This window comes from Ochrobactrum sp. PL_is483 (assembly GCF_055816855.1).
Map to the genome: position 1 here is coordinate 25,025 of NZ_JBVPGS010000022.1, position 13,527 is coordinate 38,551.

Here is a 13,527-nt window from a genome sequence, read left to right on the forward strand (position 1 = left end):
CGCATGTCTGATGATTGCTGGAGTGTCCTTGATATTGCCGCGACCCGGGACGAACGTGAAATTCGCCGGGCTTATGCGCGTCAGTTGAAGCGGTTTCGCCCGGATGAAGATCCCGTTGGGTTTCAGCGCTTGGTCGAAGCCCGGGATGAGGCGTTTTTGTTGGCGACGCTGCCCGATGACGACGTGGATTTTTCGGAAGAAGTGACAGCCTCACTCCCGGAAACGGACTTCGATGACATCGTTGTGGTGTCAAAGGCCGTTCAAGGGAACAGCGCTGCCGCAGATACTGATGCAGTCCCGCTGACCCAAAGTGATGCCCAGCACCGCGCGGTGCTTAAAGCGGTCTATGAGAGGCTGAATGGGCTAATCGAAAATATCAAGACGAATAATTATTATTCGATGAAAGCGTGGAAAGCAGAAAGCTGGTCGGCGTTTTTCAATCAGGCTGCCCTGCTTGGGTTGGATGAACACCGGACACTTCAGGAGACGATAGCGCGTAGACTGGTAGAATTTTTACCGGATCCTGACGAATACCACCCTGATGATCTTGCTAACTTCGAAACTGGAAGCGGCCCAGCTGCCGTGGTCGAGCAGATCGAAAATGAATGCCAGTTCACATGGTTTGGATTGGGTTTTGCGCAAATTGCGGGTCAAAGGACAGCGGATCGATATTTCTCCTGGTTGGCACGGGCCCAAACGGCAAGAGCGCTGATTGAACGGCGGCAGAATCCCGACACGGCCTACAGCAACCCAGTGAACGGACTGCCCCTTTTCCTTCCTGAGGACAGGATCGTTCTTTTCCAAGATGCCCCCCTGAACAACTTCTTCGAGAAGGCCGAAGAACAGGGACGTTGGCCGTTTCAATTCGATATCAAAAGCTTGTTCACCCCTGGTTCCCGTCTTGCCGACGCCGGTTTCAGGAAAACGGGCTTTGCAGTAGCAGCCGTGATCTGTGCGCTTAGCGCCTCATTGAACACGTTGCATGTGGACTGGGTTTTGATAGCGCTGCTTTGTTTATGTGTGTCTGTTGCATGCAGGGTTTGTTTCGCCGCGACGCATTATAGGCGAACCGTCCAGCGCTATACTCGCTATGTTGAAGACGTTGACAGGCGAGGGGTCATATTCCCCGGGGAGAGACGGAATTATCTCGCGGAACGTCGCAAGCGACCTGCTTTGAGCGGGCATTTATGGGTGCTGGAAGCCGCCGCGACCATTATGCTGGTATTTCCATTGATGACGTTTGCCACAAGCTGGCGTTACAGCGATCTTATGGATCAGCCTGTCGCGACGGTGCTGGCAGATCAATTTGCATCCCTTTTCGAGATTGCCGCTGGAAACGATGCCGTAGAAACAACCAGTTTTGTGTCGCTTGCTGCCAGGATGAACAAGGCGGCTCCGTTGCTTGAGAACGATCGTTCGGCAACAAGCGCGCGGTTGCGAGATGTCAGCCGTCCTCTGGATATTGTTGGTTTTCGCTCTCAGCTCTCGAAGTTGTCGGACCAGACGACGAAATCTGTCAAGCCGCTGACGCCGTTGATTGCCCGCCAACGCAAGCTGGAAAAGCTGGCTGAACTTTATCGCCAGGCATCGGTTGAAGAACGCCAGAACATTCAAAAGACTTTGGTGCAGTGGGGGCCGCTGCTCGAAGTAGCATCCTTGCTGGATCCGCTTTACGAGGCCGCTCTGTGGGAGCTTCTGCCGCCCCGCACCAGCGAGGCACGTTCGATAGTGTCCCCGGAGCAGGAATTGCATCAGGTGCTGATCAAGCGGTTCCTGAACAACAACCTCGGCTCGATCGCGAATTTTGAGGAGCAAAACATCGCTCAAGTGGCTGCACAACTGGAGTTATTGTTAAACGCCAGCGACAGCTTGTTGCTCTCCTTGGTGAATGCTTCAGTCGTATCCAACGAAAATGCAGCCAGCCCTTTGGATCTACTTCCAGGCCAGAAACCGGATGACGAAACCGGATTAGCAGCCCGGTTTCTCCCTAGCATGATAGATAATGTAATCGGCAGCACTTATCGCTCCGACAATGCGCTGCGTCTGGCTGTATTTGATGAGGCACTTCCTGTCTGGAGTGAAGAGATCATCGGCTGGGGCGGCTTTCTGAAACAGGCTGTTCGTTGCCTGAATACAGTTGCTCCCGATGACCGGAAGGTCGTTCGGACGATGATATCAGAGGTCCTGAAGGCCGCTCAAAACGTTGCTGAGCAAGAAAAGTCACGATATTGGACCCGTGCTTCGAGCCAGATGTTCGATATCCCAGCCTGCCGCGCGCCCTATGGGGCTGTCGCCGTTACGGTTACAACCCGTGAGGGGCTCCAAGCGCAGATTGCAAATCTCAGCGCGGAAAAAAACTCAGGCGAAGCCAGAAAAGCGGCGCAGTACGCAGTGGCAATCGCTGACGAAGAATATTGGAGCAGTGAGTTGAGAAGTTTCGCTAACAACTATCTTGCATATGATAGTCTGCAGGAGGGTTTACCGCGGCAGGCGCTGTATTATCTCGACGGTGCCACTAACCGGTATAGTTTATGCGGCCAGACAAGGGCTTTGCGCGGAGCGGCGTTGCAAGCTCTCGGCGAGAACGGACGCGCATTGCAGGAGTTCCGGGCTTCCAGGCGGACATATACATGTTCGTTCGCGGACAGTGCCTTCTCATACGATGATGCCGATATCGATCGCGCGATTGAAAAACTGCAGGGTGCGGAAGTTTCGGGGGGTGTCGGCGGCTGAACCTATCACTCGCCGGACGTGCAAGCGCTCCGGCGGGCGATAAAAATACGTGCAAAATGGTCGCCGACAGATTTACTTCCCGGGTAAAATATCGTCTTCCAGATTTCCGGTTCGAGTTCTCATCCTGTCTGAGGGGGGGGCGGCTTCCGGATAAGATGTACGTAAATACAAAAGATTAAAGCGCCGATCAGATTTAGTCGGATCGAAATGCGCTCGAATATAATGCTTTCTCCCGAGAGAAAGATGTCGCCAAGGGGGGTATTGGAGTTCATTCTGATATTTTTCTTGGCGAGCGTTGTGTTTTACATGGTTTTCCGTGCGGTGGTTTGTTGAATGAATAGTGTTTATAAAAATACGGCCTCTTATAAAGGTATAAGTCTGAACTTCATCTTCATGTGCGTTCTCTTCATTGGGTCGGGTGTCGCGCTTTTTCGCGAAGCCACTCAGTCGCTTGTGGCTGTCTTCGTTTTTGTTGCTTCAGGCTGGATAATTTCGCTCTGCATGCATGAGGGTGCGCACGCCTTGGCTGCCTATATGGGGGGTGACCGGTCCGTCGTTTCAAAAGGATATCTAAGCCTCGATCCGTTTGCTTATGCTCACCCGTTGACGAGCTTCGGTCTGCCGCTTGTTTATCTGATGCTCGGCGGCATAGGCTTGCCCGGCGGCGCGGTTTCGATCGACAGGAGCGCGGTGCGCAGCAAGCATTGGGGGGCGCTGATATCAGCGGCGGGCCCGCTGGCAAATCTGGTCGTTCTTCTGGCCCTGGGTCTGCCCTTTGTGAGTGGCTGGGCCTATGCGATGGACAATGACGATTTCTGGTCGGCCGTGGCGTTTCTGGCCGCGCTTCAGGCTTCGGCGGTGGTTCTCAATCTTCTGCCGATACCGGGGCTGGATGGGTTCGGGATTTTGTCGCCTTACCTGCCGGAGGAAATGCAGAAACAGGCCTATGCTTTCACACCGCTTCTGGGGCCATTCCTGATCATGATTTTTCTCAATAAATCTGTCGGCCTTGCGATCTGGAACGCGGTTTCTACGCTCACGACAAAGCTCGATATCGCACCTTCCTACATTTTTACGGGCCTCTCACTGTTCAGGTTCTGGGCTGAATAGTTGCCAGCGCAGGTCGAGTGCGAGCCCGATCCGACAATTGAGATGCGGACAATAACGGCACGGTGTTGTCCAATTCCATCAGCGGCTCGGCTGGCAGACGCGCGCAACAGACCCAGAAGAACAGACCGATAGATTTAGCCCGCATCCCGAAAAGTGAGAAACGCCTGCGTACGGAAATCAGTCCACTGGACGGATTTCTGATCCTGCTTCGATCGGATGCCCGCGTTTTGGTCGCGATGTCGGAACAATAGTGTCCCTTCATGAGTTTGTCCCGCGTGGCGGTTCCAGTGTCCTGTTTTGACCTGAGCCGCTCCAGCCGACAGCGATGGAGGGCAAAATGGGTGAGTTCTTGTTCTGGATCGTACTGATCGGATTGCCTGTGCTTCTCGTCGGCGGTTTCGGATATGCGCACTATCTGAAACGCACCGGGGGAACCACCCGGCATGAAGATGGCGCTTGAAAAGAGCGAGGCAATCCATGGCACCCCGTGCAAACTGGAAAGGCCAGTTGAAAATCGAACAGCTTCTGTGTCCTGTCGCGCTGTTCACCGCCGCATCGACCTCCGAACGCGTTTCGTTTCATCTGGTCAATCGCAAGACCGGAAATCGTCTCAGCCGGGAATTCGTGGACAGCGATACGGGCAAGCCCGTGCCGCGCGAGAAACAGGTCAAGGGATACGAGGTTTCATCCGGCTCTTATTTGAGCTTTGACGAAGAGGAGATCGCGTCCGCTATTCCAGAAAGCGACAAGACGCTGAATGTCACCCGTTTCGTCAAATGCGATGAGATCGACGATGTCTATCTCGACCGGCCATATTATCTGGCTCCGGTTGGCGATGACGAGAGTTTCGTACTCGTGCGCGAGGGCATGAAGGCCGAAAAGGTAGCCGCAATTGCGGAAACTGTTCTCTTTCGTCGTGCGCGACAGGTCCTCATTCGCCCATATGACGACGGCCTGATCGCGACTACGCTCAATTTCGAGTATGAGGTGCGCGCCGCATCAGACGCATTTGCCGATCTGGGCGCGTTCAGCTTCGATCAGGAAATGCTCGATCTGGCAAAACACATCATCGACACCAAGATGGGCAGTTTTGACCCTGCCGGTTTCGACGATCGCTACGATACGGCGCTGGCTGACTTGATCAAGGCAAAGATTGAAGGAAAGCCGCTCAGGAAGCCGGCTGCGCCGAAAACTGCCGAGGTCATCGATCTCAAGGAGGCTCTCCGCAAGAGCGCCGGTCTGGGTGGGGGGCGAGCATCGGCCAAAACTGCAAAAGGCAGAACGAAATCCCGGGCTAAACCCGATGCGAAGTCTGCCAAAAGGGCTGGCTGATCATGGGACAGCCGCTCGAAACCTATCGCAAGAAACGCGATTTTACCCTGACCAGAGAGCCGCGCGGCAAGTCCTCCCGCGCGAAAGGTGATCTTTTTGTCGTGCAGAAGCATGATGCCCGGAGATTGCATTATGATTTTCGGCTGGAGATGGACGGCGTGCTGAAAAGCTGGGCCGTAACGCGGGGTCCGAGCCTCGTTCCCGGCGAAAAGCGCCTTGCCGTACATGTAGAGGATCATCCTCTTGAATATGCAGGCTTCGAAGGCACAATACCCAAGGGCGAATATGGCGGCGGCACGGTCATCGTTTGGGATACGGGGCGTTGGAAATCCACCGGCGATGCGCACAAGCAATACAAGAAAGGGCATCTTGAGTTTGAGCTTGCCGGAGAAAAACTCAAAGGGCGCTGGCATCTGGTCCGTATGCACGGAAAGCCGGGCGAGAAGCGGGAAAACTGGCTTCTCATCAAGGGAGAGGACGAGTTTGCCAGAGACGAGAACGAGCCTGACATTCTTGAAGAACAGCCCCAATCCGTAAAGACCGGCCGCGGCATCGCCGATGTTGAGGACGAGGCGCCGGGCTGGTCATCGAAAACCGGGGCAATCAGGAAGAAGGCCGCCGCTCCAAAGAAGCCTGTGGGGCCGGTTCCTAAAAATGCGCATCCGGGGCCGATGCCGGGTTTCGTCAAGCCTGAGCTTGCCACGCTTGTACCGGCTGCGCCGGAGGGAAGCCGCTGGCTTCACGAGATAAAATTCGATGGCTATCGCATCCAGGCCCACGTTGCGCGGGGCAAGGCTACGCTTTATTCGCGCAGCGGGCTGGATTGGACGGGCAAGTTTGGCCAGTCGATCATTGACGATCTCGTTGGGACTGGAGTGGACGAAGCCATATTTGACGGTGAGATCGTTGTAGAAAACCGGTCGGGACTGTCCGATTTTTCAGCTTTGCAGGAAGATTTGAGCGAGGGGCGTTCGGATCGGTTCGCTTATTATCTCTTCGATCTTCTTTATGTCGATGGGCAGGACCTTCGCCGGTCTCCCTTGGTCGAGCGCAAGAAGCTGCTTGAAAAACTGGTCCCTGCCAAATCATCGACCTTGCGCTTCAGCGAGGCCTTTGATGCCGATGGGGCTGCGGTGCTGAAGAACGCCTGCGGGCTAGGGCTTGAAGGCATTGTGTCGAAGCTGGAGAACGCATCCTATAAAAGCGGGCGCAGCGGCGACTGGCGGAAATCGAAATGCATCGGACGGCAGGAATTCGTCATTGCGGGTTATGTTCCCTCAACGGCAATGCGAGGGGCAATCGGCTCGTTGCTGCTGGGGGTGCACGATAAAAAGGGGCTGGTCCCGGTGGGCCGGGTGGGAACGGGCTTTTCTGTCAATATTGCGAAGGAACTTTACAAGCGGCTGCATGCCATGCGGCTCGAGGAAAGCCCCTTTGCTGTGCCTCTGACAGCGGATGAAAGGCGGGGCGCCAGCTTCGTCAAGCCGAAGCTGGTAGCGGAAATCGAATTTCGCGCATGGACTGCCGACAAGCGATTGCGTCACGCTTCCTTCAGGGGGCTGCGCGAGGATAAGGCCGCCAGCGATGTAATATGGGAGGAGCAAGCCGTGTCAGCTCGTGTTTCCGACAAAGGCACTGGGGAAATCGACGTGAAACTCACACATCCCGACCGCGTTTACTGGCCGGAGGAGGGCGTTACAAAACAAGGGCTTGCGGATTACTATGCCGAAGTCTGGCCCCGTATCGAACCTTTTATCGTCAACCGTCCTCTGGCGCTGGTGCGCTGTCCGACCGGCATCGAAGGGGAGCACTTCTTCCAGAAGCACGCATGGAAAGGGTTGAACGAACATATTGTCGAGGTTCAGGACCCAAAGGACAAGGCGGAGGAACCCTATATCAGCATCCGGGATTTCAACGGGCTGATTGGTCTGGTGCAGGCCGGAACGCTGGAAATTCATCCATGGGGATCGACGCTCAAGAACTGGGAATTGCCGGATATACTGACGATGGATCTTGATCCGGGCGAGGGCGTTCCCTGGTCACGCGTGATTGAAGCAGCTTTGGAAGTCAGGGAGCGTCTGGAGAAAACCGGATTGGCGGCGTTTGCCAAAACATCCGGCGGCAAGGGGCTGCATGTGGTGGCGCCGCTCAAGCCCAAGGCTGACTGGGACACGCTGAAGAGTTTTACCAAGGCTATTGCCGACCAGATGGCTGCGGACAGCCCCGAGCGCTACGTATCGACGATCTCCAAGGCCAAGCGCAAAGGCAGGATTCTGATCGATTATCTGCGCAATCAGCGTGGCATGACTGCGGTAGCGCCTTACTCGCCGCGGGCGCGCCCCGGCGCTGCGGTTTCCATGCCGCTTGCTTGGGATGAAGTCACGCAGGCGATAGGTCCAGCCCATTTTACCATTCCCAACACGCCGACCCGGCTGGCCGCGCTGGAAAGCGACCCCTGGCAGGATTTCCGCGGCGCGGAAACGCCATTGCCGAAAATGAAAAAATAAGAAGTGGCAACACCTACAGGAAGCGCTCCAACGCCCGGAGCCGGTGGCTTTACGATTTCTTGCCTTCCCTGCTGAGACTTTTGCGCAATGCGTCCATGATATTGATGACATTGCCCTCCGTGGCCGGTGCTGCCTTGCGGGGCTTCGATCCGGCTGCCGGTTTCTTTTTCTTTTTGGCGGAAATCATGGACTGGAGGTTCTTCTGCACGGGGTCCTGAAGGAAGTCGGGATTCCAGTCTTCCGTCTTGTCCTTGATAAGCTTGCGGACCATGGAAAACAGCTTCGTGTCCGGTTTGCTTTCCTCAATGGTGGAAAAATAATCGGCGGCTTTCCGCACCTCATCGCCGAAGCGCAGCGTCCACAGGACAATCCCGCGCCCGCAAGGTTCCAGAAGCACCGCTCTTTCACGCCTGTACATGACGAGGCGGGCCAGGCCGAAGACCGAACTTTTCTCCATCGCCTCCCGGATGACGGCAAAGGCCTCCTGACCGACCTTGTCGGAAGGGGCAAGATAATGCGGCTTGTCATACCAGATCCAGCCGATGCTGTCGCGCGGCACGAACTTGTCGATGTCTATCGTTCTCGTGCTCTCAAGCGCTACGGCTTCCAGTTCGTCCTCTTCAAGAAGGATATAGCTGCCATCGTCTTTCTCGAAGCCTTTCGCCTCGTCATCATCGCGCACGGGCTTGCGCGTAACCGAATCCACATATCGGCTGATCACCCGGTTTCCGGTCTCGGCATTCAGGGTGTGAAAGCGCACCTTTTCACTGTCGCTGGTCGCAGGCGTCAGTTCCACCGCGCATGTGACGAGCGAGAGTTTGAGATAGCCTTTCCAGAAACTGTGGGGCACGGCCTGATCCTCCGGGAAGAACAGGATAACCCGCCGGGAGCCGGATGGTTCCCGTTCGGATTTGTGCAACCCCAGGAACCTGTCGAGCTTTAACCGCCGAAATTTCGCCCGTCTGCTCGCCTTGCAAAGCGCAGGACGATGAAACCGGCAAGTCCGGCGACAAGCGAGCCAATCAGGATTCCGATCTTCGCTTCATTTTGCAGCATGGTGTCATTGAAGGCGAGAAGCGAGATAAACAGGCTCATGGTGAAGCCGATGCCGCATAGAAGCGTCGTGCCCAGCATTTGCGTCCAGCTTGCGCCGGCTGGCAGGTCCACAATTCCACTTCTTACCAGCAGCGACACTGCGCCGAAAATACCCACGAGCTTGCCGACCGCCAGACCGGCGGCGACGCCCACGGTCACCGGCGCGAAAAACGCTTCCGTGCCGAGGCCCGCAAAGCTGACGCCTGCATTGGCGAAGCCGAATATGGGCACGATGATAAACGAAACCGGCTTGATCAGGCTATGCTCGAGCAGATGCAACGGGCTTTCGGCAATCGTCGCTTCGGGTTTCGCGGGCGTGCGCTTGATTGGAATGGTCAGCGCCAGCAGGACGCCCGCAATGGTCGCGTGAACGCCGGAACGGTAGGTGAAGAACCACAGCGCGAGACCCAACAGCAGATAGGGTGTCAAACGTTTTACGCCGCTCAGGTTCAAGACCAGCAGCGCGGCTACGACAGCCGCAGCCAGTCCCAGATCGATCAGAGAAACGCCGGTTGTGTAGAACAGCCCGATGACAATTACCGCGCCGAGATCGTCGATGATGGCAAGGGCGGCGAGAAACACCTTCAGCGACGTGGGAACTCTCGGTCCCAGCAAGGAAATGACACCGAGCGCAAATGCAATGTCGGTCGCAGCCGGGATCGCCCAGCCGTGAGATGCGCCGCTATCGAGGTTGAACGACAGATAGACCAGAGCAGGCACCGCCATGCCTGCCGCAGCAGCTACGCCCGGCAAAATGCGGCGCGGCCAGGAGGAAAGATGGCCGTCGACCATCTCGCGCTTGATCTCCAGTCCGACCATCAGGAAGAACACCGCCATCAGCGCGTCATTGACCCAATGCTGCACCGAAAGCGGGCCGAGATAGGCATGGAGAGCGCTGAAATAGGTTTCCGAAAGCGGCGAGTTCGCCACCAGCAGCGCCGCTATGGCCGCAGCTATGAGCAACAGGCCGCCTGACGACTCACTATCGAGAAAATTGCGTATAGTATTTTGAATGCGACCAGCCATGGCAGCTCCCTGACAGAAACGGTTAAAAACAGTCTCCGTATTCAGGGTTTTCCCTGGGCGCACGCAGCACACGCCATGAAAGTAAGATAGCGAGAAAATCTGTAAATTCAAGTCATATGATCAATCCGTGACGGGATTATCGATGGGCGACGTATTGTAGGATTATAAGTTGATTGAATAGAGAAAATCTATTTTATGGTCATGGATTATTATTTGATGAATATTATGTGTTAGTCTCATTATTATTTGAGATTTGTACTTTTCCACAATTGTTGATTTGCCATTCTCGGAATGAAATGAATAAGGTAAGCAAGGCTTGGCATGCCCCTGAGAGCCTGAATCAAAAAGCGGCAGGCCGGCATGGCGACTTTTGGAAAGGCTCTGAAAGAAGCGCGAGGGAGCGTTGGCAGATTAGCGATCCCGGAAGTGGTGCTTGACAAGCCGCGTCGGTCTTTCCATGTTCGGCGACACAATTTGAACAAAATTATCCAGGGAACGGAGAACAGTTATGACATTGGGAAAAATCACCCGGCGCGGTGTGGTTGCCGCCTTTGCAGGCATTTTTGCTGTCGGGGCCAGCATTGCCGTCGCGCAGTCTCCAGCCTTCTTCCGCATCGGCACCGGCGGCACGGCTGGCACCTATTATCCGATAGGCGGGTTGATCGCCAATGCGATTTCCGGGGCAGGGGACAAGGGCGTACCCGGTCTGGTGGCCACGGCGGTTTCATCGAATGGTTCGGTCGCGAACATCAACGCTATCCAGTCCGGCTCGCTCGAATCGGGCTTCACCCAGTCCGACGTCGCCTATTGGGCGCATACGGGCACCGGCCTTTATGAGGGCAAGGGCAAGGTCGAGGATCTGCGCCTGATTGCTACGCTCTATCCCGAGACGATCCATCTGGTCGCCCGCAAGGATGCGGGAATCAAATCCGTTGCCGATCTCAAGGGAAAGCGCGTTTCCATCGATGAGCCGGGCTCAGGCACGATTGTCGATGCCCGCATCGTTCTGGAAGCATATGGCTTGAGCGAAAGCGACATCAAGGCCGAGCATCTGAAGCCCGGTCCGGCTGGCGAGCGTCTGAAGGACGGCGCGCTCGACGCCTATTTCTTCGTTGGCGGCTATCCGACCGGCGCAATCTCGGAACTGGCGACGTCGAACGGCATTTCGCTGGTCCCGATCTCTGGTCCGGAAGCGCAGAAGATTCTTGAAAAATATTCGTTCTTCTCCAAGGATACGGTGCCGACCGACACCTACAAGGATGTCGGCGAAACCGAAACGCTGGCGGTCGCGGCACAGTGGGTCACGAACGCCAAGCAGCCGGATGAACTGGTCTACAACATCACCAAGACCCTGTTTAACGACGACAGCAGAAAGGCTTTTGATGCCGGACATGCGAAAGGCAAGCTGATCAAGCTCGATACGGCGACGACGAGCCTCGGCATTCCGCTGCATCCCGGTGCGGAGCGTTTCTACAAGGAAGCAGGCGTACTGAAATAAGTCGCCCATTCCGGTTCGGATGAACAAGATGCACGGAGTTTCACCCGAACTCCGTGCATTTTCTTCCAGTTCGAAAAAGCATCTTTCATATCGATAATTTTGTTAAAACAAGCGGTTAGAGCGATTTCCCGATTCAGTTGAATCGGCTGCGCTCTGAATGGAGAGGACAGTATGGCGAGCGAGCAAGAGACGAAACTGTCGCCCATGGAACTGGATGAGGCCAAGGCGCGCGAGCTGGAAGAAAAGTTCGACTCCGAGATACGCTTTCGCCCGCTGGCACCGCTGGCAGCGCGCATCGTCGGCGGGCTGCTCATCATACTTTCCCTCTTCCACTATTACACGGCGGGCTTTGGCCTTTTGTCGGAAATGGTGCATCGCGGCATCCATCTTTCCTTCGTGCTTGGTCTGGTCTTCCTCGTCTTTCCGTTTTCCCGCAAGGGTTACGACCAGCCCACGACGTCGTCATGGCTGAGGCCGCTTGGCATTTCCATCATCGACTGGGCGCTGGCGATCATCGCGGTCGTGTCCGTTGCCCATGTTCCGATGATTCCGCTTGACGATCTGGCGTTCCGTGTCGGCAATCCGACGACGACAGACGTTGTGCTTGGCGGTCTTCTCATTCTGGTTCTGCTGGAAGCGACACGGCGCTCGGTCGGGTGGCCGCTGCCGATCATATCGGTCCTGTTCATGCTCTATGCCATTTACGGGCAGCATATGCCGGGCATTCTCGTCCATCCCGGCGCGACCGTCAGCCAGCTTGTCGATCATCTTTATCTGACGACGCAGGGCATCTACGGCATCGCGCTTGGCGTGGTCGCAACCTATGTCTTCCATTTTGTGCTGTTCGGGGTGTTTGCCACCCGCATCGGCCTCGGCCAGCTATTTCTGGATTGCGCGGCATGGGTGGCGGGCCGTTTCGCGGGCGGCCCGGCAAAAGTCTCCATTTTCGGGTCGGCCCTTTTCGGCATGATTTCCGGTTCGTCGGTCGCCAATACGGTGACGGTCGGTTCGCTCACCATCCCGGCGATGATCCGGCTTGGCTACAAGCGCCATTTCGCCGCCGCCGTTGAGTCCGCATCGTCGACAGGCGGGCAGATCACGCCGCCGATCATGGGTGCCGCCGCATTCCTGATGATCGAATTCCTGAACCTGCCTTACACGACGATCATTCTGGCGGCCATCGTGCCGGCCTTCATGCACTTCTTCGGCGTCTTGATGCAGGTCCATTTCGAAGCAAAGCGCAACGGCTTGCGCGGCATGACCAAGGAAGAGCTGCCCGACCTCAAGGAAGCTTTCAAGCGCGACTGGCCGACCGTCATTCCGCTGGTCGTGCTGATCGGGGTGCTTCTGTCGGGCTACACGCCTTATCTGGCTGCATTCTGGGGCATTACGCTGTGTATCGCGGTGGGTTTGCTCAATCCGCGCAAGCGCATGTCGATAGGCGAGATTTTTGACGGATTGCGCGATGGCGCCAAATATGCGCTCGCCGTGGGCGCGGCGGCGGCGACTGTCGGCATTATCGTCGGTGTGGTCACGCTTACCGGCGTCGGCTTCAAGATTTCCTATATCGTGACGTCGACGGCGGCGCAGCTCGCCACCTATTTCGGCACCATTCTGCCTGCCGCCTGGTTTGGTCCGCAGACCCTGACGCTGCTTTTCACGCTCATCATGACGGGGATCGTCTGCATTCTGATGGGTTGCGGCATCCCGACGACGGCCAATTATATCATCATGGCGACCATCGCCGCGCCTGCGCTGGGGCTGCTGGGTGTCGAGCCAATCGTGGCCCATTTCTTCGTGTTCTATTATGGCGTGCTGGCGGACATCACCCCGCCCGTCGCGCTCGCCGCTTATGCGGCGGCGGGGATGGCGGGCGCTGATCCGTTCAAGACCGGCAATACAGCCTTCCGGCTCGGTCTCGGCAAGGTGCTTGTGCCATTCGTGTTTGTGTTCTCTCCGTCGCTGCTGCTGGTCACGTCGGGTTTCAACTGGCTGGATTTCTCCGTGGCCTTCCTCGGTTGCGCCATCGGCATCACCGCGCTTGGCGCCGCACTGTCGGGCTTTTTCCTGGTGCGCACCAAGGCATGGGAAAATGTCCTGTTGATCGTGGCCGCGATCCTGCTGGTTGCGCCGGAGATTTACTCCTCGCTCGTGGGGCTGGCGCTTCTGGTGCCGGTTGTGGTTCGCCACCTCTCGTCGGTGCGACAGCCTCAAGCTGCTTGAGGC

10 protein-coding genes are annotated in these 13,527 nt (G+C 56.4%); 8 read left to right on the plus strand and 2 right to left on the minus strand.

Annotated elements, in window-relative coordinates:
• Window positions 1-3: 3 nt before the first annotated feature.
• From AC0TNJ_RS02795 to ligD, 5 genes are all read left to right on the plus strand, one after another.
• Entirely contained in the window at window positions 4-2,733 is a 2,730-nt protein-coding gene (locus AC0TNJ_RS02795; protein ID WP_473770167.1) for a hypothetical protein, read from the plus strand.
• A gap of 393 nt (window positions 2,734-3,126) precedes the next feature.
• Window positions 3,127-3,843, plus strand: a complete 717-nt coding sequence (locus tag AC0TNJ_RS02800) for a site-2 protease family protein (RefSeq protein ID WP_473770168.1) — start codon at window positions 3,127-3,129, stop codon at window positions 3,841-3,843.
• A gap of 337 nt (window positions 3,844-4,180) precedes the next feature.
• A complete protein-coding gene (locus AC0TNJ_RS02805) occupies window positions 4,181-4,303 on the plus strand; it encodes a hypothetical protein (protein ID WP_473767620.1) in 123 nt (40 codons plus the stop codon).
• 17 nt (window positions 4,304-4,320) lie between these two features.
• Window positions 4,321-5,175, plus strand: coding sequence for a non-homologous end joining protein Ku (gene ku / locus AC0TNJ_RS02810; protein ID WP_473770169.1), 855 nt, complete (start codon window positions 4,321-4,323; stop codon window positions 5,173-5,175).
• 2 nt (window positions 5,176-5,177) lie between these two features.
• Entirely contained in the window at window positions 5,178-7,682 is a 2,505-nt protein-coding gene (gene ligD, locus AC0TNJ_RS02815) for a DNA ligase D (RefSeq protein ID WP_473770170.1), read from the plus strand.
• A gap of 49 nt (window positions 7,683-7,731) precedes the next feature.
• Here ligD and ku (AC0TNJ_RS02820) read toward each other — a convergent pair whose 3' ends face one another.
• Window positions 7,732-8,532: a non-homologous end joining protein Ku gene (gene ku / locus AC0TNJ_RS02820; protein WP_473770171.1), complete on the minus strand. Its 801-nt coding sequence runs from the start codon at window positions 8,530-8,532 to the stop codon at window positions 7,732-7,734.
• Between the two features lie 89 nt (window positions 8,533-8,621).
• Window positions 8,622-9,803, minus strand: a complete 1,182-nt coding sequence (nhaA, locus tag AC0TNJ_RS02825) for a Na+/H+ antiporter NhaA (protein ID WP_473767617.1) — start codon at window positions 9,801-9,803, stop codon at window positions 8,622-8,624.
• A gap of 173 nt (window positions 9,804-9,976) precedes the next feature.
• Between nhaA and AC0TNJ_RS02830 the strand changes: the two genes are divergently transcribed.
• The 3 genes from AC0TNJ_RS02830 to AC0TNJ_RS02840 all read left to right on the plus strand — a co-directional run bounded on the left by AC0TNJ_RS02830 (window position 9,977) and on the right by AC0TNJ_RS02840 (window position 13,524).
• A complete protein-coding gene (locus tag AC0TNJ_RS02830) occupies window positions 9,977-10,240 on the plus strand; it encodes a hypothetical protein (RefSeq protein ID WP_473770172.1) in 264 nt (87 codons plus the stop codon).
• 71 nt (window positions 10,241-10,311) lie between these two features.
• The gene (locus AC0TNJ_RS02835) at window positions 10,312-11,301 is read left to right on the plus strand and encodes a TAXI family TRAP transporter solute-binding subunit (RefSeq protein ID WP_473767616.1); all 990 of its coding nucleotides are present in this window, start codon (window positions 10,312-10,314) and stop codon (window positions 11,299-11,301) included.
• A 171-nt stretch (window positions 11,302-11,472) separates the two neighbouring features.
• Window positions 11,473-13,524, plus strand: coding sequence for a TRAP transporter permease (locus tag AC0TNJ_RS02840; protein WP_473767615.1), 2,052 nt, complete (start codon window positions 11,473-11,475; stop codon window positions 13,522-13,524).
• Window positions 13,525-13,527: the final 3 nt, after the last annotated feature.